General features: G+C 72.4%; 24 protein-coding genes. 12 read left to right on the forward strand and 12 right to left on the reverse strand.

Annotated features, from left to right (window positions below):
* Positions 1 to 257 precede the first annotated feature (257 nt).
* The 4 genes from AB0H82_RS31075 to rsmI all read right to left on the reverse strand — a co-directional run bounded on the left by AB0H82_RS31075 (position 258) and on the right by rsmI (position 4290).
* The gene (locus AB0H82_RS31075; RefSeq protein ID WP_362998625.1) at positions 258 to 1694 is read right to left on the reverse strand and encodes a ubiquitin-like domain-containing protein; all 1437 of its coding nucleotides are present in this window, start codon (positions 1692 to 1694) and stop codon (positions 258 to 260) included.
* A gap of 113 nt (positions 1695 to 1807) precedes the next feature.
* On the reverse strand, positions 1808 to 2683 hold the full coding sequence (locus tag AB0H82_RS31080) for a TatD family hydrolase (RefSeq protein ID WP_362998627.1): 876 nt from the start codon (positions 2681 to 2683) through the stop codon (positions 1808 to 1810).
* 84 nt (positions 2684 to 2767) lie between these two features.
* On the reverse strand, positions 2768 to 3223 hold the full coding sequence (locus AB0H82_RS31085) for a hypothetical protein (RefSeq protein ID WP_362998629.1): 456 nt from the start codon (positions 3221 to 3223) through the stop codon (positions 2768 to 2770).
* A gap of 170 nt (positions 3224 to 3393) precedes the next feature.
* Entirely contained in the window at positions 3394 to 4290 is an 897-nt protein-coding gene (rsmI, locus tag AB0H82_RS31090; protein ID WP_362998631.1) for a 16S rRNA (cytidine(1402)-2'-O)-methyltransferase, read from the reverse strand.
* An 88-nt stretch (positions 4291 to 4378) separates the two neighbouring features.
* Here rsmI and AB0H82_RS31095 point away from each other — a divergent pair, with 88 nt between their 5' ends.
* The 7 genes from AB0H82_RS31095 (at position 4379) to AB0H82_RS31125 (ending at position 12192) form a co-directional block, all read left to right on the forward strand.
* Positions 4379 to 6127: a phospholipid carrier-dependent glycosyltransferase gene (locus AB0H82_RS31095; protein WP_362998633.1), complete on the forward strand. Its 1749-nt coding sequence runs from the start codon at positions 4379 to 4381 to the stop codon at positions 6125 to 6127.
* A 92-nt stretch (positions 6128 to 6219) separates the two neighbouring features.
* Positions 6220 to 7851, forward strand: coding sequence for a penicillin-binding transpeptidase domain-containing protein (locus AB0H82_RS31100; protein ID WP_362998635.1), 1632 nt, complete (start codon positions 6220 to 6222; stop codon positions 7849 to 7851).
* Between the two features lie 217 nt (positions 7852 to 8068).
* Positions 8069 to 9769, forward strand: a complete 1701-nt coding sequence (locus AB0H82_RS31105; protein ID WP_362998752.1) for a penicillin-binding transpeptidase domain-containing protein — start codon at positions 8069 to 8071, stop codon at positions 9767 to 9769.
* A 124-nt stretch (positions 9770 to 9893) separates the two neighbouring features.
* A complete protein-coding gene (locus AB0H82_RS31110; RefSeq protein ID WP_362998637.1) occupies positions 9894 to 10427 on the forward strand; it encodes a YbaK/EbsC family protein in 534 nt (177 codons plus the stop codon).
* A complete protein-coding gene (locus AB0H82_RS31115) occupies positions 10424 to 11275 on the forward strand; it encodes a DMT family transporter (RefSeq protein WP_362998639.1) in 852 nt (283 codons plus the stop codon). The genes AB0H82_RS31110 and AB0H82_RS31115 overlap by 4 nt, the downstream gene beginning before the upstream one ends.
* Positions 11276 to 11440: 165 nt before the next feature.
* Entirely contained in the window at positions 11441 to 11566 is a 126-nt protein-coding gene (locus AB0H82_RS31120) for a DUF397 domain-containing protein (RefSeq protein WP_362998754.1), read from the forward strand.
* Between the two features lie 482 nt (positions 11567 to 12048).
* Complete coding sequence (locus AB0H82_RS31125) at positions 12049 to 12192, forward strand: hypothetical protein (RefSeq protein WP_362998641.1); 144 nt, start codon at positions 12049 to 12051, stop codon at positions 12190 to 12192.
* A gap of 69 nt (positions 12193 to 12261) precedes the next feature.
* Here AB0H82_RS31125 and AB0H82_RS31130 read toward each other — a convergent pair whose 3' ends face one another.
* Together AB0H82_RS31130 and AB0H82_RS31135 are read right to left on the reverse strand one after the other, a co-directional pair.
* Complete coding sequence (locus AB0H82_RS31130; RefSeq protein ID WP_362998643.1) at positions 12262 to 12960, reverse strand: permease prefix domain 1-containing protein; 699 nt, start codon at positions 12958 to 12960, stop codon at positions 12262 to 12264.
* Complete coding sequence (locus AB0H82_RS31135) at positions 12957 to 13301, reverse strand: helix-turn-helix transcriptional regulator (RefSeq protein ID WP_362998645.1); 345 nt, start codon at positions 13299 to 13301, stop codon at positions 12957 to 12959. The genes AB0H82_RS31130 and AB0H82_RS31135 overlap by 4 nt, the downstream gene beginning before the upstream one ends.
* A 154-nt stretch (positions 13302 to 13455) precedes the next feature.
* Here AB0H82_RS31135 and AB0H82_RS31140 point away from each other — a divergent pair, with 154 nt between their 5' ends.
* Both AB0H82_RS31140 and AB0H82_RS31145 read left to right on the forward strand, forming a co-directional pair.
* Positions 13456 to 14034 carry a hypothetical protein gene (locus tag AB0H82_RS31140; protein WP_362998647.1) on the forward strand — a complete coding sequence of 193 codons (579 nt, stop codon included), beginning with the start codon at positions 13456 to 13458 and terminating at the stop codon, positions 14032 to 14034.
* Between the two features lie 5 nt (positions 14035 to 14039).
* Positions 14040 to 14321 carry a DUF3817 domain-containing protein gene (locus AB0H82_RS31145; protein WP_362998756.1) on the forward strand — a complete coding sequence of 94 codons (282 nt, stop codon included), beginning with the start codon at positions 14040 to 14042 and terminating at the stop codon, positions 14319 to 14321.
* 641 nt (positions 14322 to 14962) lie between these two features.
* Here AB0H82_RS31145 and AB0H82_RS31150 read toward each other — a convergent pair.
* The 4 genes from AB0H82_RS31150 to AB0H82_RS31165 all read right to left on the reverse strand — a co-directional run bounded on the left by AB0H82_RS31150 (position 14963) and on the right by AB0H82_RS31165 (position 18903).
* On the reverse strand, positions 14963 to 16150 hold the full coding sequence (locus tag AB0H82_RS31150) for a serine hydrolase domain-containing protein (RefSeq protein WP_362998649.1): 1188 nt from the start codon (positions 16148 to 16150) through the stop codon (positions 14963 to 14965).
* A 101-nt stretch (positions 16151 to 16251) separates the two neighbouring features.
* A complete protein-coding gene (locus AB0H82_RS31155; RefSeq protein WP_362998651.1) occupies positions 16252 to 17022 on the reverse strand; it encodes an ABC transporter ATP-binding protein in 771 nt (256 codons plus the stop codon).
* Complete coding sequence (cbiQ, locus tag AB0H82_RS31160; protein ID WP_362998653.1) at positions 17010 to 17771, reverse strand: cobalt ECF transporter T component CbiQ; 762 nt, start codon at positions 17769 to 17771, stop codon at positions 17010 to 17012. The genes AB0H82_RS31155 and cbiQ overlap by 13 nt, the downstream gene beginning before the upstream one ends.
* A gap of 1 nt (position 17772) precedes the next feature.
* Positions 17773 to 18903, reverse strand: coding sequence for an energy-coupling factor ABC transporter permease (locus AB0H82_RS31165; protein ID WP_362998655.1), 1131 nt, complete (start codon positions 18901 to 18903; stop codon positions 17773 to 17775).
* 275 nt (positions 18904 to 19178) lie between these two features.
* Here AB0H82_RS31165 and AB0H82_RS31170 point away from each other — a divergent pair, with 275 nt between their 5' ends.
* Positions 19179 to 19523, forward strand: a complete 345-nt coding sequence (locus tag AB0H82_RS31170; protein WP_362998657.1) for an SsgA family sporulation/cell division regulator — start codon at positions 19179 to 19181, stop codon at positions 19521 to 19523.
* 30 nt (positions 19524 to 19553) lie between these two features.
* Here the strand turns inward: AB0H82_RS31170 and AB0H82_RS31175 are convergent, their stop codons facing one another.
* Both AB0H82_RS31175 and AB0H82_RS31180 read right to left on the reverse strand, forming a co-directional pair.
* Complete coding sequence (locus AB0H82_RS31175) at positions 19554 to 21779, reverse strand: MMPL family transporter (RefSeq protein ID WP_362998659.1); 2226 nt, start codon at positions 21777 to 21779, stop codon at positions 19554 to 19556.
* A gap of 101 nt (positions 21780 to 21880) precedes the next feature.
* Complete coding sequence (locus tag AB0H82_RS31180) at positions 21881 to 22471, reverse strand: TetR/AcrR family transcriptional regulator (protein ID WP_362998662.1); 591 nt, start codon at positions 22469 to 22471, stop codon at positions 21881 to 21883.
* A 197-nt stretch (positions 22472 to 22668) separates the two neighbouring features.
* On the opposite strand from AB0H82_RS31180, the gene AB0H82_RS31185 reads away from it, so the two are divergent.
* Complete coding sequence (locus tag AB0H82_RS31185) at positions 22669 to 25980, forward strand: S41 family peptidase (RefSeq protein WP_362998664.1); 3312 nt, start codon at positions 22669 to 22671, stop codon at positions 25978 to 25980.
* Positions 25981 to 26081: 101 nt separating this feature from the next.
* Positions 26082 to 26288, forward strand: coding sequence for a hypothetical protein (locus tag AB0H82_RS31190; protein ID WP_362998666.1), 207 nt, complete (start codon positions 26082 to 26084; stop codon positions 26286 to 26288).
* The last annotated feature ends 7 nt before the right edge of the window (positions 26289 to 26295 follow it).

Here is a 26295-nt window from a genome sequence, read left to right on the forward strand (position 1 = left end):
GCGAACGGAGCACCGAGCACACTCTGGCGCCTTTGGACTTGAGGCGTGGCGCAGGGATAGCGAGTACGCACATACCCCCGCGGCCCCGCCCCACAGACGAACAGCAGGCGCAGACCCCAGGCGAGCTCGCACAAACCCCGCGGCCCCGCCCCCCAGACGAGCGCTAGGCGCAGACCCCCCGGCGAGCTCGCGCACACCCCGCGGCCCGCCCCACAGACGAAGCAAAGGCGCAGCACCGCCCCACCGGCAGGCGGCGCTCAGCCGTGGAGGCGGCGGCCGCAGTGGGGCCACGGGCTGGCCCCACGCTGGACGTACAGCTTCTTCGCGCGGTACGTCTGCTCCGCCGCCGGCGCGTCCTGCGGCCGCCCCGCCCCGCCCAGCCCCTGCCAGGTCCGCGTGTCGAACTGGTAGAGCCCTCCGTACGTACCGGAGGGATCCACCGCCCCGGGCCGCCCACCCGACTCGCACCGGGCGAGCGCCCCCCAGTCGAGGCCGTCCGCCCCCGCCACCGCCATGGGCCTCTGCTTCGTGCCGACCTTCACGATCCGCTTCTGCGGCTCCCGCACCACCTCGGACCCGACCCGCCGCGGCTTCTGCTTGACGCCGTTGACGCTCCGCACGGTGTACGTGACCCGCCGAACCCCCTGCCGCCCCGCCTGCGCCACGACCTCCGTGCCGCGGAACAGCGACGGGTCCTCCGTCCGCTCCACCTCGAAGGGGATCGCCTCCTCCCGCACCTCTTTCGTCCCCGTGACCCGCATGACGGTCACGGTCTGCCCGTCGCGCGGAAAGCTGTCGGGATGGACCGATGTGGTGTCCTGCCCGCGCAACGTCACCCCGGACTCGGCGACGGCCTCCCGCACGGTCGCCGCGTTCGTGCGGATGGTCCGCTCCCGCCCGTCCGCCATGATCGTGACGGTGCGTTCCGTGCGGACGTCGAGAGCGAGCCCGTCCCGGCCGATGCGGCTGCTGCGCGAGGCCGACAGGTGCGCCCCCTCCGCCCGCACCCCGAGCTGCCGCAGCGCCCCGTCCACGGTCCGCGCCGTGGTCCACACCCGGCGGCGCTGCCCGTCGAGGGTGAGGTGGACGGGCCGGCCGTAGCGGACGGCGACCTCGTCGCCGCTGGCGAGGGCGGTCCCGGAGGCGGGCGCGACGATGTCGTGGGCGCCGACGTCCACGCCCTCGTCGGCGAGGAGTTCACCGACGTCGTCGGCGAAGGTGTGCAGCGTGCGGGGCTTGCCGTCGACGATGAGCCGCACGGCCTTGTCGTTGGCGACGAACGCGGAGGTGCCGCCCGCGAGGAAGGCGACGACGAGGGCCTGCGGCAGCAGCCGCCGGATCACCTCGGGCCGCTCGGCGGCAGGCGCGGACGCGGACGCGGGCGCGGGCCCGGACGCCCTGGGCCCCTTCTTGCCGCGTGCGGCCCGCCGCGCCCCCGCGCGCCCCCCACCGGGCGCGGACGCGAGGGAGGACACAGACACCTGCCGCGGCAGCGTGGCGGCTTCCGCATACGCCACGTCCGACACCTGCGACACCTGCGGCACCTGCGAGACTTGTGAGACCTGTGAGACCTGTGACACGTCGTACGACGCGTCCTGCCACACTTCGCACTGCGGCTCGCCATACGGCTCGTAGGACGCATACGTCTCGTAGGTCTCGTACGGCTCGTACGTCTCGTACTGCGAGTTGCTCACGCCGACGCTCCAGGGGTACGTACCGGGCGCACAGAACCTAGCGGAGCCTTCGTCACTCTCCAAAGCAGCGCGACTACTCAACGTCGCCGCGTTGACTCCCGGAGTGGAGAGCCTCAGTACGCGAACGCGCGCGCGGTGTTCGCGGCGACCGCCGTGGCCATGGCGTCCTCGTCGATGCCGCGCACCTCGGCCATGGCCCGCAGCGTGACGGGGACGAGATACGGCGCGTTGGGCCGTCCGCGGTAGGGGGCGGGCGTCAGGAACGGCGCGTCGGTCTCGACGAGAACCAGGTCGAGGGGGGCGACGGCCAGCGCGTCCCTGAGCCCCTGCGCGTTCTTGAAGGTGACGTTGCCGGCGAAGGACATGAAGTAGCCGTGCTCCGCGCAGACGCGGGCCATCTCGGCGTCGCCGGAGTAGCAGTGGAAGACGGTGCGCTCGGGGGCGCCCTCCTCCTTCAGGACGCGCAGCACGTCGTCGTGGGCCTCGCGATCGTGGATGACGAGCGCCTTGCCGTGCCGCTTGGCGATCTCGATGTGCGCGCGGAAGGAGCGCTCCTGGGCGGCCATGCCCTCGGGCCCGGTGCGGAAATAGTCGAGGCCGGTCTCGCCGACGCCGAGCACGTGCGGCAGCGCGGCGAGGCGGTCGATCTCGGCGAGCGCCTCGTCGAGGGCGGCGTCGCCGCCGGGCTCGCGCGCGCCCTGCCGGGACCAGCCGTCGGGGTCGCCGAGGACGATGCGGGGCGCTTCGTTGGGGTGGAGGGCGACGGCGGCGTGCACGCTGTCGTGCGCGGCGGCGGTGTCGGCCGCCCACTGGGACCCGCGCACGTCGCAGCCGACCTGCACGACCGTCGTGACGCCGACGGACGCGGCCTTGGCGAGGCCCTCCTCCACCGTGCCCGACTGCATGTCGAGGTGGGTGTGGGAGTCGGCGACCGCCACCCGGAGCGGTTCGGGCAGGGGCGGCGGCGCGTCGGCGTTCTTCGAAGGCATGCTCCGATCCTACGAACTGCCCGAGCGAACCGGCCCGGGCCCTCAAGCCGTCAGGCGCACCAGGCACCAGGCACCAGGCACCAGCTACTGCCCCTTGCGGTGCTGGAAGGGATGCAGCAGATCCGCGAGGTGCCAGTGATGCCGCGCCTGCCCGTCCCCGCCGTCCCCGCCGTCCACCGGCCCGACCGGGTCCACCGGCCCGGCCGGCTTGCCCACGCCCCTGGCCGTGTCCTCGCGCTGCCGCCGCATCATGTCCAGCACGGACGACACCTGCCCCGCCCGCATGATCCGCACGACGTGCCCTCCGCAGTTCAGGCACGTGGGCCGGGTCAGCGGCGAGGGCACGCGGGCGCCGTCCGCGAGGTACGTCACGAATTCCTGGCCCGCGGCGTCGACGTGGTGCTCGATCTCGTAGGACTGTTCCCAGCCGTGTCCGCAACGCATGCAGGCGAATGCGTAGGACTCATGCACGACGTTCATCGCCGTGGGCGAGGCATTCATCGCTGTGGTGGGGTGGCCGGTGTCTGCGATCTCACTCATGCCAGCTGCTCCTCTTGCCCGGGGGACAAGCACTGCCGGTGCGTCCCTGCAACCAGTGGACGCCTTTACCGGAGCGAGCGCATCAGACCTGTCGAGCATTGGAGCCGATTTGGCCTCCTCTTAGGAAAGAGGCCCGAAAACAGCCTGGTGCGCGGTCCGCGCTTTGCTTTTCACGATAGTCCTTTGCCTGCCGATGGGCTGCCCCGCTCCGCATTCTTTGCCGCGACGACGGCATCGAACACCTCGCGTTTGGGCAGGCCCACTTCGGCGGCGACCGCGGCGATCGCCTCCTTGCGCCGCTCGCCCGCCTCCTCGCGCACCCGCACCCTGCGCACCAGCTCCTCGGGGCCGAGATCCCCGGCACTCTTCTCCGGGGCGCCCTCCACGACGACGGTGATCTCGCCGCGTACACCGTCCGCCGCCCACTCGGCGAGCTCCTTCAGCGAGCCGCGCTTGACCTCTTCGTACGTCTTGGTCAGCTCGCGGCAGACCGCGGCCCTGCGCTCCTCGCCGAACGCCTCGGCCATCGCGGCGAGCGTGTCGTCGATGCGGTGCGGGGCCTCGAAGTAGACGAGCGTGCGCCGGTCATCGGCCACCTCCCGCAGCCGCGAGAGGCGCTCGCCCGCCTTGCGCGGCAGGAAGCCCTCGAAGCAGAAGCGGTCCACGGGCAGCCCGGACAGGGCGAGGGCGGTGAGCACGGCGGAGGGTCCCGGCACGGCCGTCACCCGCACGTCACGCTCCACGGCCGCGGCGACGAGGCGGTAGCCGGGGTCGGAGACGGACGGCATGCCCGCGTCCGTCACGAGCAGCACCCGCGCGCCGCCCGTCAGCGCCTCGACCAGCTCGGGCGTGCGCGCGGTTTCGTTGCCCTCGAAGTACGAGACGACCCGGCCGCCGACCTGCACGCCGAGCGCCTGGGTGAGCCTGCGGAGGCGCCGGGTGTCCTCGGCGGCGACGACGTCGGCCGCCTCCAGTTCGGCGGCGAGCCGCGGCGGGGCGTCGGCGACATCGCCGATGGGGGTGCCCGCGAGGACCAGGGTTCCGGGGGAATCTGCGCTTCCTGTCACGGATCCATCCTCGCAGGGCCGCCGACGGATCCATCCTCGCAGGGCCCACGGACGGGACTCGCACAGTCTGGTTCCCTACGATGGCGCGGTGACCAGTACCGCGTCTTCCCCGGACACCCGCGGGGGCCAGGCAGCCGAGGAGCAGCAGCCCCCGTGGCAGCGGCGGCTGCGCAGATTCGGCCATGCGGCGCGGCCCAGAGCGGACGTCGGGGCACGCCTCGTGCCGCCGTACACGGAGCCGAGCCCCCGCCTGTGGATGACGCTCGGTCTGTCGAGGACGGCCGCGGGCCAGGTCGTGCGCTGGTCAGGCTGGGTCGGTCCGCTGCTGATCACGCTCGTCGCCGGGGTGACCCGGTTCTGGAACCTCGGCAGTCCGAAGGCCGTGATATTCGACGAGACGTATTACGCGAAGGACGCCTGGGCGCTCGTCCACCGCGGCTTCGAGGTCAACTGGCCGGAGAAGATCAACGACGACGTGCTGCGGCAGGGCGGCTCCATCGCGATCCCGCACGACGCGGCGTACGTGGTGCATCCGCCGGTCGGCAAGTACGTGATCGGGCTCGGCGAATGGCTGTTCGGCTTCGACCCGTTCGGCTGGCGGTTCATGACGGCGGTGCTCGGCACGCTGTCGGTGCTGATGCTCTGCCGGATCGGGCGGCGGCTGTTCCGCTCGACGTTCCTGGGGTGTCTGGCGGGCGCGCTGCTCGCGGTGGACGGCCTGCACTTCGTGATGAGCAGGACCGCGCTGCTCGACCAGGTCCTGATGTTCTTCGTGCTCGCCGCGTTCGGGTGCTTCCTGATCGACCGGGACAGGGCGCGGGCGAGGCTGGCGGCGGCGCTGCCGGCGGACCCCGACAGCGCGGACGGGATCGTACGACCGGACGCGCACGTCGCGGAGACGACCCGCCTGGGGTGGCGGCCGTGGCGGTGGGCGGCCGGGCTCTGTCTCGGCCTCGCCTTCGGCACGAAGTGGAACGGCCTGTACGTGATGGTCTTCCTCTGTCTGATGACCGTGTTCTGGGACGTGGGCGCGCGCCGGGTGGCGGGGGCGGCCCGGCCCTACCGCGCGGTCCTGCGGCGGGACGTGCTCCCTGCGTTCGTGTCGACGGTGCCGGTGGCGCTGTGCACGTACGTCGTGTCGTGGCTCGGCTGGATCCTTTCGCCGACGGACGGCAGCGGCGGCTACTACCGCAACTGGGCGGCCACCGCAGGGAAGGGCGGCAACTGGACCTGGCTGCCGGACTGGCTGCGCAGCCTGTGGCACTACGAGCACGCGGTGTACGAGTTCCACGTGGGGCTTTCGTCGCCGCACACCTACCAGTCCAACCCGTGGAGCTGGATCGTCGACGGCCGCCCCGTCTCGTACTTCTACGAGTCGCCGCTGCCCGGCAAGGACGGCTGTCCGGCCGACACCACGGAGAAGTGCGCCCGCGAGGTCCTCGCGCTCGGCACGCCGATGCTGTGGTGGGTGGCGGCCTTCGCGCTGGTGTACGTCCTGTGGCGGTGGGTGTTCCGCCGCGACTGGCGGGCGGGCGCGATCCTCTGCGGCGTCCTGGCCGGCTATCTGCCCTGGTTCTTCTACCAGGAGCGGACGATCTTCTACTTCTACGCGGTCGTCTTCGTGCCGTTCCTGTGTCTCGCGGTGGCGATGCTGATCGGCGCGATGCTGGGCCCGCCGGGGTCGAGCGAACGGCGCAGGACGGTGGGCGCCGCCGCTTCCGGTGTCGTCGTTCTGCTCATCCTCTGGAATTTCATCTACTTCTGGCCGATCTACACCGGCACCGCGATCCCCATCGATTCCTGGCGTTCCCGAATGTGGCTGGATACCTGGGTGTAATGGACACCCTCGGATACCTTCGGATAACGAGAGTCCCCTTCACCACTCCATTCCCTTAGGGTTCATGGCGAACCTGGGGAGGGGAGCGCACCGTGCGCAAAGGGGCAAAGGTCGCGTTGGTCGGCGGGGTATTCACGGCCATGGTGGGGGGCGCCGGATATGGCGCGTACAGCCTCGTCAACGACGTCACCGGGGACGGCGGCTCGTCGAGATCCGGTCCGGCGGCCGTGAGGACGGGGCCACCGACGAGCGACGAGGTCCGGCAGACCACGCGGAAGTTCCTCGCGGCGTGGTCCGCCGGAGACGCCCGCGAGGCCGCGGCGTACACGAACAACAGGGACGCGGCCGCGAAGGCGCTGACCGGCTACCGCGAGGACGCGCACCTGACGAAGGTGAAGCTGACGCCGAAGCGGGCGTCGGGCGCCCGCGTGCCGTTCTCCGTGTCGGCGACGGTCTCGTACAAGGGGAAGAGCAAGCCCTTCGCGTACGACTCTCAGCTCACCGTCGTCCGCGGCAGGACCACGGGGCGCGCGCTCGTCGACTGGTCGGCGGCTGTCGTCCACCCCTCTCTGGAGAAGGGCGACACGCTCGTGACGGGTGAGGCCACCGCCCCGCCCATCCAGGCCGTGGACCGCGCGGGCACCGTCCTGCGCCCGAAGGACTATCCCTCGCTCGCCCCGCTCCTGGACAAGCTGCGCGCCAAGTACGGCGAGCGGGCAGGCGGCAAGCCGGGCGTGGAGCTGTACGTCCGGCGCGAGGACGAGAGCGCGGGGACCCGCGCTCTGCTCACCCTCGCCAAGGGCAAGCCGGGCAAACTGCCCACGACGCTCAGCGCGGGCGTGCAGAAGGCGGCGGAGCAGGCGGTGCTGCGGAGCGACGAGTCGTCCGTGGTGGCGGTGAAGCCGAGCACCGGCGAGATACTCGCGGTCGCCAACAACCGCAAGGACGCGTTCAACGCGGCGTTCGAGGGCCGGGTGATGCCCGGTTCGACGATGAAGATCCTCACGGCGGCGATGTTCCTCGACAAGGGCGTCACCAAGGCGGACGGTCCCGCGCCGTGCCCGGCCACCGCGACCTGGCAGAGCCAGACCATCAGCAACCTGAAGGGCATGGTCCCGAACGAGTCCGCGACGTTCTCGGAGAGCTTCGCGCGCTCCTGCAACACGGCGTTCGTGAAGCTCATCGACGAGAAGGGCATCACGGACGCGTCCCTCACCGAGGAGGCGCGGAACAACTTCGGCCTGGGCGGCGACGACTGGCAGGTCGGCGTCACCTCCTTCGACGGCTCCGTCCCGGCGTCGGGCGGCCCCAACCGCGCGGCGAACGCCATCGGCCAGGGGGAGGTCCAGATGAACCCCCTGAACATGGCGTCGGTCACGGCGACGGCGATGACCGGCACCTTCCGGCAGCCCGTGATCGTGCCGAAGTCCCTCGACGACCGTGAACTGGCCACCGCCCAGGGGCTGCGCGCCTCCACCGTCCAGCAGCTGCGCCAGATGATGCACCGCACGGCGGTGAGCGGCACCGGCGCGCGGGCCATGGCGGGCCTCGGCAGCGACGTCGGCGCGAAGACCGGGTCGGCCGAGGTCGACGGCCAGGAGAAGTCGGACAGCTGGTTCACCGGCTACCGGGGCGATGTCGCGGCGGCCGCGATGTCGCAGCGGGGCGGGCACGGCGGCGACGCGGCGGGGCCGATCGTGGCGGCGGTGCTGGGCGCAGGGTAATCGGTCGGGTGGCGCGTCGCCCGGCCGGGCGAGGAAGTGGTCGAGGGCTTCTCCGTACGCCTCTAAGGTGGCCTTCCGGTGACGAGCCGGGGGTTCTGGTGAAGAGCCGGGGGTTCTGGGGAACTGCGGAGGGTTTGTGGGCAAGCGAAGGCGCGCCACCGAGCGCAAGAGCGTCGGCGTCGGGAGCGTGCGCATCGGAAACACGCGCAACAGGAACATGCGCATCGGGAACGTCAAGCTGCACCCGGGGGTGCTCGGCGGGGCGGCGGCGGTGATCGTGTGCGGTGTGGGGGCGGCCGCGTTCGCACTGTCCGGCGGCTCCGGTTCCGGTTCCGGCTCCGGTGGGGACGGCTCGACCGTCGACGAGAAGCCGGTCGCCTCGGGACCGCCGACGGCCGCCGAAGTCCGCACCACCGCGCGGGCGTTCCTCGCGGCATGGGCCGAGGGCGACGCGGCGCGTGCGGCCGCGCTCACGGACGACCGCGCGGCGGCGGAGAAGGCCCTGACGTCCTACCGCAAGGACGGCCACCTCACGAAGACCCGTCTGACGCCGGGCAAGCGGTCGGGCGCCGAGGTGCCCTTCAAGGCGGCCACCACCGTCTCGTACAAGGGAAAGAGCAAGCCCCTCGCGTACGAGTCCGAACTCACCGTCGTCCGCAGGAAGAGCGACGGCAGGACGCTGGTCGGCTGGCGCCCCTCGGTGCTGCACCCGGAGCTGAAGCAGCCGGGCGACCGGCTGGTCACCGGCGAGGCGGGCGACCCGCCGATCAAGGCGGTGGACCGGGACGGCGCCGAGCTGACGGCGGCGAAGTACCCGTCGCTGGGCACGGTCCTCGACGGGCTGCGGGAGAAGTACGGGAAGAAGGCGGGCGGCAAGGCGGGCGTGGAGCTGCGGGTGGTCCGGGCGGACGGCGCGAAGTCGTCGAAGTCGTCGGTGTCGTCGAAGAAGGACGACGCCAAGTCGACGCCCGACAAGACGCTGCTCACGCTCTCCCCCGGCACGCCGGGCACACTGAAGACGACGTTCAGCGGCTCGCTCCAGGCCGCCGCCGAGCGGGAGACCGCCAAGCGGAACCGGGCGTCCGTCGTCGTGCTCAAGCCGAGCACCGGCGAGATCCTGGCCGCCGCGAACTCGAACCCCACGGGCTTCAACACGGCCTTCCAGGGCTCGCTCGCCCCCGGCTCCACGATGAAGGTCGTCAGCGCCTCGCTGCTCCTGGAGAAGAAGCTCGCCGAGGTCGACAAGAAGCACCCGTGCCCCAAGTACGAGACGTACGGCGGCTGGAAGTTCCAGAACGACGACAAGTTCCAGATCAAGAACGGCACGTTCAGGGCGAGCTTCGCGCGGTCCTGCAACACGGCCTTCATCAGCCAGGCGAAGAAGCTCGACGACGACTCCCTGACCGAGCAGGCCCAGGAGGTCTTCGGGCTCGGCCGCGACAACTGGTCGATCGGCGTGCCGTCCTTCGACGGCGCGGTGCCGGTACAGAGCGACGCCCAGATGGCGGCCTCGCTGATCGGCCAGGGCGGGGTGCGCATGAACCCCCTCAACATGGCGTCGGTCGCGGCGACGGTGAAGTCGGGCACGTTCAGGCAGCCGTACCTGGTCTCCCCCGACGTCGACGACCGCACGCTCGCGACGGCGCCGCGCAGGATGTCGGGCGCGACGGCGGCGGCGCTGCGGGAACTGATGCACTACACGGCGGTGGCGGGCACGGCGGTGAAGCCCATGCAGGGCCTCGGCTCCGACATGGGCGCGAAGACCGGCTCGGCGGAGGTCGACGGCCAGAAGAAGCCCAACGGCTGGTTCACCGCGTACCGGGGCGACCTCGCGTCGGCGGCGGTGGTCCAGCAGGGCGGACACGGTGGGGACTCGGCGGGGCCGGTGGTACGGGCGATGCTGCGGGCGGGGGCCTGAGCCCCGCGCATCCGGCACGTCCGGCACGTCCGGCACGTCCGGCACGTCCGGCACTCGTTACGGTCTGTCCGCCATCCGGATACGTGGTCGCGTGCCCTGTACACGGGCCGCTAGCGTGCGGGGCATGAGCGCAACAGCACCCGAGCCGTCCGAGTCGTCCGGCGCGTCCGGCGCGTCCGACGCCCACCCGCGATTCGCCGAGGCCCTGCGTGAACTGGGCCTCGGCGAACTGCTGCCCCAGGTCCGCTGCTTCCCGGAGCAGACCCGTACGGCGGTCGAGGCCGCGGCGGCGATCGGCTGTGAGCTGAGCCAGATCTGCAAGTCGCTGATCTTCGCGGCGGACGGCGTGCCGGTCCTGGTCCTCATGGACGGCGCGTCGCGGGTCGACCTGGACCTCGTGCGGCGGGAGCTGGGCGCGGAGAAGGTGACCCGCGCCAAGGCCGACGTCGTCCGGCAGACGACGGGCTACGCGATCGGCGGCGTGCCGCCCTTCGGCCACGCCACGCGCACCCGCGTCCTCGCCGACCGCTCCCTCCTCGACCACGACGTGGTGTGGGCGGCGGCCGGCACGCCCTACGCGGTGTTCCCGATGGCCCCCAAGACGCTGGTGGCCCACGCGGGCGGCACGCTGGTGGACGTGCGCGAGCCCGCGAAGTGACCCCGCTCGTCGCGTCGGCGGTGCTGCTCGCCGCCGTCACGCACGCCAGCTGGAACGCGATAGCCCACCACATCACGGACAAGCTGGTCGGCTTCACGCTCATATCCGGCGGCGGCACGCTGATCGGCCTGCTCCTGGCCCCCTTCGTGGCGCTCCCGGACCCCGAGGCCTGGCCGTACCTGCTCCTCTCCGCCGCGATCCACGTCGGCTACTACGCCCTGCTCATGCAGTCGTTCAAGCTCGGCGACTTCGGCCAGGCGTACCCGATCGCGCGCGGCACGGCGCCGCTGGTGGTCACCGTCCTCGCGGCGGTCTTCGCCGGCGAGGTCCCCGACGGCTGGCAGGCGGCGGGCGTCGCGGTGTCGTGCGCGGGCCTGACGGGCCTCGCGCTGTGGGGCATACGGGGTTCGGGGCGCCGCCCGGACTGGGCGGCGATCGGCGCGGCCCTCGCGACGGGCGTCTCCATCGCGGCGTACACGGTGGTGGACGGCCTGGGCGTCCGCGCCTCCGGCTCCTCCATGGGCTACGTCGCCTGGCTGATGATCCTGGAGGGCATCGCGGTCCCGCTGTACGCCGCGTACCGCTGGCGCGGCGAACTCCTCCCGCGCCTACGCCCCTTCGCCCTCGTCGGCCTCCTCGGCGCGGCCCTCTCGGTCTCGGCGTACGGCCTGGTCCTCTGGGCCCAGACCCGCGCGGAACTGGCGCCCATCTCCGCCCTCCGCGAATCCTCGATCATCGTCGGCGCGGCGATCGGAGCGGTCTTCTTCAAGGAACGGTTCGGGGCGCCGCGGTTGGTGGCGGCGGGGTTGATGGTGGCGGGGATCGGATTGATGCTGCACGCGGGGTAGTTCCGTCGGCGGTACGCGGTTCGGTGAGCCGCCGCCTGCCGCCCGGCCGGGGCGGTGGCGGTGGCGGTGACGCGCCATGAGCCGTTACCGAGCCGCACCACCGCCGAACTCAGGACATCCTGGCTCCGCATCGCAAGAGATGGATGAGATCCCCTGAACCCCGAAATCGTCACCGAGTTCCGTAAGTCGTCACACCGTGACAGCAAGAACCCGGCGGGACCGACCCTAATTTTCCGCCCAGAGACATGGGACGGCTTCGTCGCGGGGATCAAGTCGGTCAACACCAGGTAGACCGAGGCAAGCCCCCGCCGACGCCGTCCGCGTCGCCACTTCGTTCTGGAGCTCCGTGAACCGCCGCGACTTCCTGGCCCGAGCCGGATCCGGCTTCGCTGCCTCCGCCTTCACCACCCCCGTGACCCGCTGGTTGGTCGCCCCGGCCGATGCCACCGCGGAACGCCGTGGCCGCGGGCAGGTCGGCCGGGCAGACCTCGACGAACTGCGCGAGGCCGCCGCCGACGCCCGTCGCTGGGACTCCAGATTCGGTGGAGGCAACTGGAGAGCCGGCTCCATCACCGACTGCCTCGACCGGCGTGCGACTCCGTTGCTCGAAGGGTCGTTCTCCGACAAGATCGGCCGTGAGCTCTTCTCCGTGACCGCCGAGCTGTCCCGGATGGCGGGCTGGACGGCATTCGACGTCGGTCGGCACGAGGCCGCTCAGCGGCACTTCATCCAGGCCCTCCGCCTCGCTCGCGCCGGTGGCGATGTGCCGGTCCGTGGACATCCTGGCGCGCGTCCGGTCGAGCCGGGCCAAAGACTACGTCCGCGAGTTCAACACGGCCCTCGCCCCCTGGCGACGCGAGCCGGCGGTCCGCGACTTCTTCCACCGGACGCGCCAGGAGCTCGGCATCGCCCCTTGAGCCCTCATCAAGTGAGTACGGGGACGGTCGACACGTACGCGGCGTAAACCAAGTCGACGGGACGGCTGGTCACGCGAGGGCGGGCAGGGTCGCGCAGCGGCGGCAGGCTCGGGCCGAGGTGGCCACGACGGCGTGGGAGGCGGCTGCCAGGGCTCCCGCGGCCGTGAGCAGGGGCCAGTTCGTGGTCAGGGCGGCGGCCGTGGCGAGGGCGAGGGTCGCGACGGCCATCGCGGCGCTCGCAGTGGTGCCGGACCAGGCGACGACGAGGGGCAGCCGGTCCGGGGTCCGGTTCGAGGCGGGCAGTCGACGGGCCAGGGGGCCGGTCGCGGCCAGTGTCGCCGCGGCGAGCAGTGCGGCGAGGGTCGCGACGAAGGCGAGGTGGACGGCCAGCAGCTGGGGCGTGTGCGCGAGTTGCCAGGGCGCCGGCCCGCCGCCCGCCGTGCGGGCCAGGTACCAGCAGGCGACCAGGAACGGTGCGGTGAGCGCGACCGTGCGGGCGGTGTGCCTGGCCTGTGCGATGGTCAGCTCGCGCTGACAGGCGGGGACGAGTTCGTCGACCGTGCCGAACTCCCGGATCGCCCGGCGGGCGGCCTCCTCGTCGTCCGCACCCGCGTCCGCGTGGGCGGCGGCCGTGTCGACGAGGCCGGCGCGCATCTCCTCGGCCAGCCGGGACTTGGCCTTGGCGGGGCCGTGCAGGGCGGCGGTCAGCGCCGCGATGTGGTCGTCGATGGGGTCGGCGGCCCGCGAGCGGCCTGCGGCGGGGCTCATGTGGCGAGCCCGGGAGCCGTGCCGGGGTTCAGGACCGCGCCGATCGCCGCCGTGAACTCGCTCCACGCCGCCCGTTCGCCGGCGAGCGTGGCGCGTCCGGCGTCGGTGAGTTCGTACGCCCTGCGGCGGCGCTCACCCGCCGCCGACTCCCAGCTGCTGCTCAGCAGGCCGAGGCGCTCCAGGCGGTTCAGCGCCGGATAGATCGTGCCCGTACGCAGCTCAAGCGCGCCCCCGCTGCGGCGCTGCACCGCCGCGATGATCGCGTACCCGTGCAGCGGGCCCGGTTCCAGCACAGCCAGCAGCAGTCCGTCGAGGTGCCCTCGCACCGCATCCGCCTTCATGAGTAGGCAGCCTACCCAAAGAAGGCGTTGGCAGTGTATATATTGGCAGCCAACATAATTGCGTTGGCAGCCAATACATGGGGTGGCGGCTTGGCGGCGTGCGTGTCCATGCAGCCCCGAGTCAGTAGTCAGTCGTGAGTCCTGGAGGCCCGTCGTGACCAAGTTCCTGCTGTCCGTGCACGTCCTCGTGGCGATCCTGGCCGTCGGGTCGATCACCGTCGCCGCGTCGATGTTCCCGCGCTATGCGCTGCGGGCGCTCGGAGGAACGGGGGACGGTGGGGAGGCGGGCTACGGCGAGGGACGGGCCGGTGGTGGCGAGCGGGGCGGTGGCAGTGGCAGTGGCAGTGGCGGTGGCGGGGAGCAGGGTGACAGCGGTCGGGCCGCAGGGATCGCCGCGCTCCTGCACCGCGTCTGCCGCGCCTACGCCGTCGCCGGTCTCGCCGTCCCGGTCTTCGGCATCGCCACCGCGGCCCAGCTCGGCGTCCTCACCGACGCGTGGCTAATCGCGTCGCTCCTGCTGACGGCGGCCGCCGCGGGGCTTCTGGCGCTGGTCATCCTGCCGGGGCAGCGGAGTCTGCTGGAGCTCGCGGACGGTGCGCCCCGGTCCGCCGCTCCGGAGTCGGCGCGCCCCGCCACGGCCCGGCTCGCGATGCTCACCGGCATCTTCAACGTCCTCTGGGCGACGGTCACCGTCCTGATGATCGTCCGCCCCGGCTCCACGACGGGGGCGTGACCAGCATGCTCACCCTGCGCACGCTCCGCATCGCGGCAGCCGCGGAGGCCGTATCCCTGGCCCTCCTCCTCACCAACCTGTTCACCGTCCACGCCGGGCCGCTCTCGTCGCTCCTCGGTCCGCTGCACGGCACGGCATATCTCGTCGTGATCGCGGCCACGTGGATGCTCCCGGCGGGCGTCGCGCGGGACGCGGGCGCCTCCCGGTGGCGCGCCCTGGTCCCGGGCATCGGCGGTCTGCTCGCCCTGCGTCGGCTGACGGGCCCCCGAACACCTGCGGAGGGCTGATCTGAGGCAAGGGGAGTTGGCGGTGTCGTGCGAGGGACGATGCGGTGGGGCATGGCCGCGCGCGAGCGGTGACGCTGCGGCGCGGTGCGGTGCGGTGCAGCGACGTGAGCCAGCGTGCCGCTGGGTGCCACTGGGCGCTGCGGCAACGCGCCGTCGTCCCGGCCCGGGGCCTGCCCACAGGCTCGGTGGGAGCTGACGGGGCCGGACAGGGGGCGGTGCGGTGGGGCACTGGCGGTGCTCGGTGAGGTTGCGGTGCGCCAAGTGCCGCTGGGTGTTGCGGGACCGCTTCGTCGCCCGGGCGGGAGGGCAGGCGCCGACTGCTGTCGTGGGCCGCGTCGCCCTGGCCCGGGGCCGGCCTGTCCGAAGGCTCGGTGGGGGCGGGCGGGTGGGGAGCTGGCGGGGCCGGACGGGGGCGGTGCGGTGGGCACTGGCAGTGCCCGGCCGGGGGGCGGTGTCACAGGAGCTGGCGGGGCCGGACCGGGGGCGGTGCGAAAGGGAGTCCGTGGCGCCCCGCGCCGAGTGCGGGAACGAGTACGGGGCCAGGGACGAGCACGGCGCCGGGTACGCGAACGCGAACGGCGCCGGGTATGCGTACGCGAACGGCGCCGAATACCCGTACGGGAACCGCGCCGTCCCGGAGGTCACCCCGCTGCACGCAACGCGCGGACCAAGGACTGGGCCCGGGGATCCGCCGTAACCCCCTTGTTCATGCCGTTCGTGACGTAGCCGAAGGCGAGGCCCGACTCCGGGTCGGCGAAGCCGAGGGCGCCGCCCCGGCCGGGGTGCCCGAAGGAGCCGGGGCCGAGGAGCGGCGAGGCCGCGCCGTGCAGCATGTAGCCGAGGCCGAACCGTGTACCGACGACCAGGACCCGGTCGGGCCCCGCCGATGCCTCCCCCCGCGCCAGCGAGACCGTGGAGGGGTCGAACAGCCGCCGCCCACCGTCGACTTCGCCGATCAGCGCGGCGTAGAAGCGGGCAAGCCCGTCCGCCGTCGCGATGCCGTTGGAGGCGGGCAGGGCCGCCGCCCGGTAGGCCGGGTCGTTCTCGTCCGGCAGAGGGTCGATGGCCCCGAACGCGCGACGGGTGAGTGAGTCGGGGTCCGCGTACGCCTCCGCCACATTCCGCTTGGGGCGCACGCGGAGGCCGCCCGCACCGCCCGGCGGCGGTGGCGGCTCGATGGGGCCGAGGCGGCCCGCCCGCCCCACCTCCGCCTCCGGCAGCCCGACCCACAGGTCGGCACCGAGCGGCCGCGCGATCTCGTCCGCGATCCACTCCCCGACGGGCCGGCCCGTCACGCGCCGCACCAGTTCGCCGGTGAGCCAGCTGTACGTCTGCGCGTGGTAGCCGTGGTCCTCGCCGGGCTCCCAGAACGGCGCCTGCGCCGCGACGACGGCGGCGGCGAGGTCCGGGTCGAGCGCCTCGGCGGGGGTCAGCGGACGGTCCAGGGCGGGCACCCCGGCGCGGTGCGCGAGCACGTGCCGGACCAGGACGCGCTCCTTGCCGCGCGCCTTGAACTCCGGCCAGTAGGAGCCGACCGGCGCGTCCAGGTCCAGCTGCCCGCGCTGGTGGAGGAGGAGCAGCGCGGCCGCGGCCACCCCCTTCGTCGCCGAGCGGACGATCTGCGCGGTGCCGGGCTCCCACGGCGCGTCGCCCGCGGCGAGCTCCCCGTCGACGTCCTTCGTCCCGCCCCACAGGTTCACGACCCGACGCCCGTCGCGGTACACGGCCACCGCCGCGCCCCGCTCGCCGCCCTCGCCGAAGTTGCGTGCGAACGCGTCCCGCACCGGCTCGAAACCGGCCGCCACCGTGCCGTGCACTGTGCCGTGCACCGGGACAGGACCAGCCTCGGCCCCGTCTCGCACCGGACCGGCCCCACCTATGACGTCATCACTCATGACAAGGTCAACCGTCGCCCATACCCAACGATTCCCTAGCCGCCCACCCTCACCGTCTTCGGATCGAAGCCGAAAGGCAGCTCCAGGCGGTGTGCGCTCATCAGGTCCTCGTCGCCGAGGAGCTCACCCGTCGGCCCGTCCGCCGCGATGACGCCCTCGCTGAGGATCAGGGCGCGGGGGCAGAGCTCCAGGGCGTACGGCAGGTCGTGCGTGACCATCAGGACCGTCACGTCCAAGGAGCGCAGGATGTCGGCCAGTTCGCGGCGCGACGCGGGGTCGAGGTTCGAGGACGGTTCGTCCAGGACCAGGATCTCCGGCTCCATCGCGAGGACCGTGGCCACCGCCACCCTCCTGCGCTGCCCGAAGGAGAGGTGGTGCGGCGGGCGGTCCGCGAACTCCGCCATGCCCACCTGCGACAGCGCCTTGTGCACCCGGTCCGCCAGCTCCGGCCCCCGCATCCCCGCCGCCGCGGGCCCGAACGCCACGTCCTCCCGGACCGTCGGCATGAACAGCTGGTCGTCCGGGTCCTGGAAGACGATGCCGACCCTGCGCCTGATCTCCGCCATGTGCTCCTTGCCGACGGGCAGCCCGGCCACGGTGACCGTGCCCGCGCCGCCGGTCAGGATGCCGTTCAGGTGCAGGACGAGGGTCGTCTTGCCCGCGCCGTTCGGTCCGAGCAGGGCGACGCGTTCGCCGCGCGCGACGGTGAAGTCGACGCCGAAGAGCGCCTGGTGCCCGTCGGGGTAGGCGTAGGCGAGGCCGGAGACCTCCAGCGAGGCGGCGGCGGCAGTAGTCACAGGGTCCATCCCAGTAGGCATACGGCAAGTGCGGTCAGCGGCAGGGTCAGCGCGTACGTCCACTGCGCCCGCGAGGCGGTCACCTCGTCGATGACCGGCATCGAACCGGCGTAGCCCCGGCTGACCATGGCCAGGTGCACCCGCTCCCCCCTCTCGTACGAGCGGATGAAGAGCGCCCCCGCGGACTTGGCGAGGACGCCCCACTGGCGTACACCCCGCGCCTCGAAACCGCGCGACTCCCGGGCGATCCTCATGCGGCGCATCTCATCCGTGATCACGTCGCCGTAGCGGATCATGAAGGAGGCGATCTGGACCAGCAGCGGGGGCAGCTTCAGGCGCTGGAGGCCGAGGAGCAGGGAGCGCAGCTCGGTCGTGGCGGCGAGGAGTACGGACGCGGCGACGCCCAGCGTTCCCTTCGCGAGGACGTTCCAGGCGCCCCAGAGTCCGTTGACGCTCAGGGAGAGGCCGAGTACGTCGACGCGCTCGCCCTGCGCGACGAACGGAAGCAGCACGGCGAACGCCACGAACGGGACCTCGATCAGCAGCCGCTTCAGCAGGAAGCCGGCCGGGACGCGCGCGGCGTACGCGACCACGCCGAGCAGCACCGCGTAGAGCCCGAAGGCCCACATCGCCTCGCGCGGCGTGGACACCACGACGATCACGAAGCAGAAGACCGCCGCGAGCTTGGTGTGCGGAGGCAGCGCGTGCACCGGCGAGTGACCGCGCCGGTAGAGCCGGTGGGCATGCCCCGCACCCACGTCAGGCCCGCTCGGAGGGCGCGGAGGTCTCGGGTGACGCGGAGATCCCGGGCGACGCGGAGATCCCGGGCGACGCCGAGGCCTCGGGTACGGCCACCGGAGACGCATCCGTCGTACGACGCCTCCGCAGCGCCCAGAACACCCCCGTCCCCGCGACCACCGTGACGCCCACGCCGATCACGCCCGCGAGGCCGCCGGAGAGGCGGGAGTCGGTGATGTCCTTGACGCCGTAGTCGGCGAGCGGGGAGTCCGCGGTGGCGTGCTCCTCCGCCTTCTTGTCGATGCCCTTGTCGTGGGCGACCTTCTCCAGGCCGTCCGGGTCGGCCGAGGCGTAGAAGCTGACGAAGCCCGCGAGGACGAGGGAGGCGACGATGCCCGCGATCCAGACCGGGCGGGTCGAGCGGGAGGCGGTGACCGGCACGGGGGCCGCCGCGGGCGCGGGCGCGTCCACCAGTTCCCCGCCGACCCGCAGCTTCAGTCGCTGCGTCAGGCCCCGCGCCCCGTACACCAGGTCCGGTCGTACGGCGATGACGGCGCCGACCGTGAGCGCGGTGATCGCGGCCTCGCCGATGCCGATGAGGATGTGGACGCCGACCATGGCGGTGGCGACCTTGCCGATGGAGACGTCGGTCGTGCCGCCGATGGCGTAGATGAGGGTGAACGCGACGGCGGCGGCCGGCACGGAGAGCAGCGCGGCGACGAAGGAGGCGACGGTGACGGAGCGGCGCCCGCGGGGCAGCACCTTCACCAGGCCGCGGAAGGCGAGGTAGGCGACGACGGTCGTGACGATCGCCATGTCGGAGATGTTCACGCCGAGCGCGGTGAGACCGCCGTCGGCGAAGAGCACGCCCTGCATGAGCAGGACGACGGAGACGCAGAGGACTCCGGTGAAGGGTCCGACGAGGATCGCGGCGAGCGCGCCGCCGAGGAGGTGTCCGCTGGTCCCGGCCGCGACGGGGAAGTTCAGCATCTGCACGGCGAAGATGAAGGCCGCGACCAGACCGGCGAGCGGGGCGGTCCGCTCGTCCAGCTCGCGCCGGGCGCCCTTGAGGCTGACGGCCACGGCGCCCGCCGCGACGACCCCCGCGGCCGCGGAGACCGGGACATCGATGAACCCGTCGGGGACATGCATGCGCGCGCTCCTGGGCAGGCGCCCTGGACAGGGCGGAAGGCTCGTGGACGTTCAAGGCGTGAACCGTTCAAGGATAGTGCGTTGTTGCAAACGGTTTGCAAGAGCGCGCAGGTCCCGAGTCGGCTACGCGCCCCCGGTACCCCCGCGCGCCCCCACCGCGCACCGCGCCCACCGCGCCCACCGCCACGCCACCCGAGCGCCCGCCCACCCGCGGCGAATTTCCGTACATATGGGACATTGGTGAGGAAGTGCCCGTAGGAATGAGGAGTCCAGCGATGCCCGCAGTCGAGCAGTACGCACGCGCCCACCTCGTCACGGACTCCTCCGAGGGCCACCGCGCCGTGTCCGTCGTCCTCCGCTACGACCCGGACGACGACCCGGACACCGTGCGGATCAGCCTCCCCGGCTCCCCGCACCGCCTCTTCGCCCGGCAGCTCCTGGAGCGGGGGCTGCGGGCCCCCGTCACCGCGGGCGAGGTGCACGTATGGCCGTGCGGCCGGGTCCAGACCGTCGTGGAGTTCCACGAACGCGACGGGGTGACGGTCGTGCAGTTCGACGCGTCGGCGCTGATCCGCTTCCTGCGTCGTACCCGCACGACCGCCACCCCGGTCGCCCGCTAGTCACCCGCCAGGGCGAGCTGTCGGACGAGGTCAGACGCGCACCGGCTCCCGCTCGGCGCCGGCGTCCCGCTCCGCCGCCGTGCGCAGCCCCTCGCCCTCCACGTCGACGTTCGGCAGCGCGCGGTCCAGCCACTTGGGCAGCCACCACGCCTTCTTGCCGAGCAGCGCGAGGACCGCGGGCACCAGCGCCATGCGGACCACGAACGCGTCGAAGAAGACGGCGATCGCGAGGCCGAAGCCGATCATCTTCACCATCTGCTCGCTGGAGCCGATGAAGCCCGCGAAGACCGCGATCATGATGACGGCCGCCGCCGAGACCACCCGCGCCCCGTGCCGGAAGCCGGTCACGACCGCCTGGGCCGGGCGCTCCCCGTGGACGTACGCCTCCCGCATCCGCGTCACGAGGAACACCTCGTAGTCCATCGCGAGGCCGAAGACCACGCCCACCATGAAGATCGGCATCATCGACATGATCGGGCCGGTCTGCTCGACGCCGAAGAGCGAGCCGAGCCAGCCCCACTGGAAGACCGCGACGACCGCGCCGAGGGCCGCGAGGACCGAGAGCAGGAAGCCGAGGGCCGCCTTGAGCGGGACCAGGATCGAGCGGAAGACGACGATCAGGAGCAGGAAGGCGAGACCGACGACGAGTGCCAGGTAGGGCAGCAGCGCGTCGTTGAGCTTCTGGGAGACGTCGATGTTCATGGCCGTGGTGCCGGTGACCATGATCTCGGCGCCGGAGTCGGACGTGATCTGCGCGCCGGTGTCGCGGATCGAGTGGACCAGGTCCTCGGTCTCGATGCCGCTGGGCTTGGAGGACGGCACGACGCTGATGATCGCGGTGTCGCCGGCCTTGTTGAGCATCGGCGGGGCGACGTTCAGGACGTCGTCCAGCTGGGAGATCGTCTTCCGGATCTCACCGGCCGCGGCCTTGGGGTTCTCGGCGCCCTTGAGGTCGCCGACGACCATCAGTGGGCCGTTGAAGCCGGGGCCGAAGCCGTCCGAGACCAGGTCGTACGCCTTGCGCTGGGTCGTGGACGTCGGCTGCGCGCCGTCGTCCGGCAGGCCGAGCTCCAGCTGCGAGACCGGGACGGCCGCGGCGCCGAGGCCCACGATGCCGACGAGCAGCACGGCGACCGGGCGGCGGACCACGAAGCGGGCCCAGCGGGTGCCCATGTTCGGCTTCGCGTCGCCGTCGGCGTCCACGGCCTTCTTCCTGCCGCCGCCGAACAGCCTGCTCTTCTCGCCCATGGGAAGGACGCGCTTGCCCGCGTAGCCGAGCAGCGCGGGGATGAGCGTGAGGGCGATGAGGACGGCGATGACGACCGTGCCGGCCGCGGCGAAGCCCATCTTGGTGAGCATCGGGATGTTGACCACGGCGAGGCCGACCAGCGCGATGACCACGGTCAGTCCGGCGAAGACGACCGCCGAGCCCGCGGTGCCGACGGCCCGGCCCGCCGCCTCCTCGCGGTCGCGTCCTTCGGCGAGTTCGCCGCGGAAGCGCGAGACGATGAAGAGCGCGTAGTCGATGCCGACCGCGAGGCCGATCATCATGGCGAGCGTCGACGTGGTGGTGCCGAGGTCGAGCGCGTCGGCCAGCGCGGTGATCGTCGAGACGCCGATGCCCACGCCGATCAGCGCGGTGAGCAGCGGGAGCCCGGCCGCGATCAGCGAGCCGAAGGTGATGACGAGGACGACCGCCGCGACCGCGATGCCGATGATCTCGGTGGAGCCGGTCTCGGGCATGGCCTGCAGCGCGTCGCCGCCGACCTCGACCGTGAGCCCCGATGCGCGCGCGTCGTCGGTCGTCTTCTCCAGCGCGTCACGGTCGTCGTCGGACAGCTCCATCGAGGTGACCTTGTACGAGACCGCGGAGTACGCCGTGGAGCCGTCCTTGCTCACCGTCTTGGTCGCGAAGGGGCTGTCGGCGCGGGCCACCTGGTCCGAGCCCGCCTTGATGGCCTTGACGGTCTTCTCGATCTCGGCCTTGTTGGCCTTGTCGGTGACCTTCTCGCCGTCCGGCGCCTTGAAGACGACGCGGGCGCTCGCCCCGTCCGCGCTGGCCTCGGGGGCCCGCTTCTCCAGCAGGTCGAAGGCCTTCTGGGCCTCCGTGCCGGGTATGGAGAAGCTGCTGGAGGCGGCCGTGGGCGCCGACGCCGCGCCGACCCCGGCGAGCGTCAGGAGCGCCACCCAGATGAGGGCGACGAAGTGGCGTCGCCGGAAGGCGAGTTTGCCGAGTTTGTAGAGGAAAGTGGCCACGAGGGCGTACTCCCGGTCAGGTCGTGTGTCCGGATGTGGGCAGGGGGGATCAGCCCGACGACGTGAGCGGTGCGTGACGTCAGGTGCGGGGGTGGGGAGGGTCAGATGCCGAGGGCGGGGAGGATCACGGCATCGACGTAGGACGCGAGGAAGGCGCGGTCGACCGGACGGTCCTCGATGAGGTCCCGGGCCACGAAGGCGCCGACCATCATGTGGACGGCGAACTTCAGCGCCGGATTGTCCGCGGCGATCTCACCGCGGTCCACGGCTCTGCGCAACAGGTCGTTGAGGCCGGTGAGCTCCGGCTCGATGAGCAGGTTCCGCAGCGCCTGGTGGAGCTCGGGGTTGTCGTGCACGGCATGGAACAGGCCCCGCATCAGCGCGGCGTCCTTCTCCATCTGGCAGTCGTCCGAGCGGGCCACCATCTCGTACAGGTCGCCGCGCAGCGACCCGGTGTCGATCTCCGCGAGCGACGTCGGCTTGTTGTGCCGCAGCGCCTTGGCGATCAGCTCCGGCTTGCTCCCCCACTGGCGGTAGAGGGTGGCCTTGCTGGAGCGGGTGCGGGCGGCGACGGCGTCCATGGTGAGCGCGTCGTAGCCGACCTCGCGGAGCAGGTCGAGCACGGCCTCGTACAGCTCGGCCTCGCGCTCCGGTGTGATCCTGCTGCGTCGCGCCGGTGTCGCCTCGGTCATGGTCTCCACCTCCTCCGGGTGCCCGGGTCCCTTCGTACGAAACTGTTTCGTACGCCAAGACTGTACGCTCCCCGCCTAACGAAACGAAACCGTTTCGTACGTGCGCTGCATCACGTGCCGCGCGGCAGTCGTATGCGGGCCGCATCACTTGTCCGGCAGAAGTTGCCGCGGCCCCCGGAGCGGAAAAGCATGGACAGGTGACCGACGCGCGCGACGATGCCCAGGACGACCACCCCGACCAGGCCTACCTGCGTTTCCCGCACCTCAGCGGCGACCGCCTCTGCTTCGCCGCCGAGGACGATCTGTGGGTGGCCCCCCTCTCCCCCGCGGGCACCCCCGCCGGCCGGGCCTGGCGGCTCACCGTCGACCGGACCAAGGTGAGCCACCCCCGCTTCTCGCCGGACGGCCGCCACATCGCGTACACGACGTGGCGCAGCCTCGACCCGGAGATCCATCTGGCGCCGGTGGGCGGCGGGCCCTCGCGCCGCCTGACCTACTGGGGCAGCACCGACACCCGGGTCTGCGGCTGGTCCCCCGACGGCGACATCCTCGCCGTGTCCTCGCACGGCGAGCCCTTCTCGCACCTCTGCTGGGCCTACAGCGTGCCCCTCGACGGCTCCCCTGGCGGCAAGCTGCCCTGGGGGCCGGTCTGGGACATCGCGATCACCGACTCCCTCGCCGATCCCCTCGCCGACGGCGAATGCGACCGCAAGACGCTGCTCCTCACCGGCAAGCCGCCGCACGAACCCGCCGCCTGGAAGCGGTACCGGGGCGGTGCGACGGGCCGCCTGTGGGTGCACGGCGAACAGATCCTCGCCGACCTCGACGGGCACCTCGACTCGCCCATGTTCGTCTCCGGGCGCATCGCCTTCCTCTCCGACCACGAGGGCGTCGGCAACCTCTACTCCTGCCTGCCCGACGGCTCCGGCCTGCGGCGCCACACCGACCACGACGCCTTCTACGCCCGGCACGCGGCCAGCGACGGCACGCGCGTCGTCTACCAGTGCGCGGGCGACATCTGGCTGGTCGACGACCTCGCGGCGGACTCCGTGCCGCGCCGCCTCGACGTGCGGCTCGGCGGGCCGCGCGCCGGACGGCGGATCTACCAGGTGCCGGCCGCGCAGCACCTCGACGCGCTCTCCGTGGACGCGACGGGCCGGGCGAGCGCCGTCGTCGTCCGCGGCTCCCTCTACTGGCTCACCCACCGCGACGGCCCGGCCCGCACCATCACCGACACCCCGGGCGTGCGGGTCCGCCTGCCCGAGATGCTCGGCACCGGCGGACAGGTCGCCTACGTCACCGACGCCGAGGGCGAGGACGCCGTCGAGATCGCCTACCTGCCGCGGGCCAGCGGCGCCCGCGAGCCGCGCAGACTGGCGAGCGGGCGGCTCGGCCGCGTCCAGGAACTGGTCGCCGACCGCGACGGGGAGCGCCTCGCCATCGCGTCGAACGACGGCCGGCTGCTCCTCGTCGACACCTCGGAGGACTCCGACGGCGAGGTCACCGAGCTGATCCGGTCCGTCAACGGACCCGTCCGCGACCTCGCCTTCTCCCCCGACGGCTGCTGGCTGACCTGGTCGCACCCCGGCATCGGCCGCTCCCTGCGCCAGATCAAGCTGGCCCGCATCGCCGGTCCTGGCGCCCACACCGTCGTCGACGTCACCAACGGCCGCTTCGAGGACGAGAACCCCGTCTTCACCCGCGACGGCCGCTATCTCGCCTTCCTCTCCTGGCGCGGCTTCGACCCCGTCTACGACGTGCACACCGGCGACCTCTCCTTCCCCCTCGGCTGCCGCCCCTACCTCGTGCCGCTGTCCTCGGCGACCCCGTCCCCCTTCGCGCTGCTGCCCGACGGGCGCCCGGTGGCGGGCGGCCTCGACCCCGCCGACGGCGCCGGGGGCGACGGCACCACGACGGTGGAGGTCGAGGGGCTCGCGGCCCGGGTCACGCCGTTCCCCGTCGCCGCGTCGAAGTACTCGGCGCTGCATCCCGTCAGCGGCGGCGGCCTGGTCTGGCTGCGCTGGCCGATCTCGGGCGCGCTCGGCGAGACCTTCGTCAACCCTGCCGACACCTCGGGCCGCCCCACCCTCGAATACTTCAACATCGCCAAGGCCAAGAAGTCCCAGCTCGTCGACCACCTCGACTGGTTCGCGCTCAGCGGCGACGGCTCACGCCTCGTGGTCGTCGACGACGGCGACCTGAGCGCCGTGCCCTCCACCGAGACGGGCGACGTCGACACCACCGTCTGGATCGACCTGCGCCGCATCCTGCACGAGGTCGACCCGGCCGCCGAGTGGCGCCAGGCCTACGAGGAGGCGGGCCGGATCATCCGCGCCTACTTCTGGGACCCGGGGATGTCCGGCATCGACTGGGACGGAGTACTCGCGCAGTACCGGCCCCTCGTCGAACGCGTCGCCTCCCCCGACGAGTTCGCCGACCTGCTCCGCGAGGTCCTCGGCGAACTGGGCACCTCGCACGCGTACGTCTCCGCCGCCCGCCGCAACGAGGGCCCGCCGCACTACCAGCGCGCCATGGGCCTGCTCGGCGCCAACCTCGTGCACCGCGACGGCGGCTGGATGATCAAGCGGATCCTGCCCGGCGAGTCCTCCGACTCCAAGGCGCGCTCACCGCTCGCCGGGTCCGGCATCAGGGAAGGCGCGATCCTCACCCACATCGACGGCCGCCCGGTCGACCCCGTCACCGGCCCCTTCCCCCTCCTCGCGGCGGCGGGCGGCACGACCGTCGAGCTCACCTTCGAACCCGCGGAGGGCGAGGGCCCGCCCCGCCGGGTCGCGATCGTCCCCCTCATCAACGAACGGCCCCTGCGCTACCAGGACTGGGTCGCCAAACGCCGCGAGGTGGTGCGGGAGCTGAGCGGCGGCAAGTGCGGCTACCTGCACATCCCCGACATGGGCGGCTCCGGCTGGGCCCAGTTCAACCGCGACCTGCGCATGGAGATGTCCCGGCCCGCCCTGATCGTGGACGTGCGCGGCAACGCGGGCGGCCACATCAGCGAACTCGTCGTGGAGAAGCTCACGCGCAAGATCCTCGGCTGGGACCTGACGCGGAACGCCCAGCCGGTGTCGTACGCGTCGAACGCGCCCCGCGGCCCGGTGGTCGCCCTCGCCGACGAGGCGACGTCCTCGGACGGCGACATGATCACCGCGGCGTTCAAGCTGCTCGGGCTCGGCCCGGTCGTCGGGCAGCGCACCTGGGGCGGCGTGGTCGGCATGACCGGACGGCACGCGCTCGGCGACGGCACGGTGATCACGGTGCCGATGAACGCGGGCTGGTTCGACGCGTACGGGTGGGGCGTGGAGAACCACGGCGTGCCCCCGGACCTCGACGTCCTGCGGACACCGCTGGACTGGGCGGAGGGACGGCACGCCCAACTCGACGACGCGGTGCGGCTCGCCCTTGACCTCCTGGAGCAGAACCCGGCGGTCACGCCCCCCGACTACTCGGACGTGCCGGACCGCAGCCGGCCACCCCTGCCGCCCCGGCCGTGACCGCACTCCTGACCCGGCCACATGACCGAAATGCGAAGTATGTCCGCCCGTGTAAATCTGATCGAGGCCCCATCCCCCACCCAACAACGGGAGTGAATCGCATGGGCATCAAGGACCAGTTCCAGGACAAGGCTCAGAACCTCGCCGACAAGGCCAAGGACTCCATGGGCGACAAGAGCGACGAGGCGCGCGACCGCGCTTCGCAGGCCCAGGACGAGGCGAGCGAGCGGTCCTCGCAGGCTCCGGGCCAGGCCCGTGAGGCCGCGCAGGAGCAGCAGGACAAGTTCGACCGGGACTACGACGCCTGACGTCACG

The organism is Streptomyces sp. NPDC050732, assembly GCF_040654255.1.
In the GTDB taxonomy this organism is placed as follows: domain Bacteria; phylum Actinomycetota; class Actinomycetes; order Streptomycetales; family Streptomycetaceae; genus Streptomyces.

What these genes read in the sequence shown, in the direction of transcription:
- AB0H82_RS31180 (WP_362998662.1), bottom strand. Translation starts at nt 22,471, where the DNA reads ATGACCGAGGCGACACCGGCGCGACGCAGCAGGATCACACCGGAGCGC.
- AB0H82_RS31085 (WP_362998629.1), bottom strand. Translation starts at nt 3,223, where the DNA reads ATGAGTGAGATCGCAGACACCGGCCACCCCACCACAGCGATGAATGCC.
- AB0H82_RS31135 (WP_362998645.1), bottom strand. Translation starts at nt 13,301, where the DNA reads ATGAAGGCGGATGCGGTGCGAGGGCACCTCGACGGACTGCTGCTGGCT.
- AB0H82_RS31105 (WP_362998752.1), top strand. Translation starts at nt 8,069, where the DNA reads ATGCGCATCGGGAACGTCAAGCTGCACCCGGGGGTGCTCGGCGGGGCG.
- AB0H82_RS31110 (WP_362998637.1), top strand. Translation starts at nt 9,894, where the DNA reads ATGAGCGCAACAGCACCCGAGCCGTCCGAGTCGTCCGGCGCGTCCGGC.
- AB0H82_RS31170 (WP_362998657.1), top strand. Translation starts at nt 19,179, where the DNA reads ATGCCCGCAGTCGAGCAGTACGCACGCGCCCACCTCGTCACGGACTCC.
- AB0H82_RS31190 (WP_362998666.1), top strand. Translation starts at nt 26,082, where the DNA reads ATGGGCATCAAGGACCAGTTCCAGGACAAGGCTCAGAACCTCGCCGAC.
- AB0H82_RS31165 (WP_362998655.1), bottom strand. Translation starts at nt 18,903, where the DNA reads ATGCATGTCCCCGACGGGTTCATCGATGTCCCGGTCTCCGCGGCCGCG.
- AB0H82_RS31145 (WP_362998756.1), top strand. Translation starts at nt 14,040, where the DNA reads ATGCTCACCCTGCGCACGCTCCGCATCGCGGCAGCCGCGGAGGCCGTA.
- AB0H82_RS31155 (WP_362998651.1), bottom strand. Translation starts at nt 17,022, where the DNA reads ATGGACCCTGTGACTACTGCCGCCGCCGCCTCGCTGGAGGTCTCCGGC.
- AB0H82_RS31080 (WP_362998627.1), bottom strand. Translation starts at nt 2,683, where the DNA reads ATGCCTTCGAAGAACGCCGACGCGCCGCCGCCCCTGCCCGAACCGCTC.
- AB0H82_RS31130 (WP_362998643.1), bottom strand. Translation starts at nt 12,960, where the DNA reads ATGAGCCCCGCCGCAGGCCGCTCGCGGGCCGCCGACCCCATCGACGAC.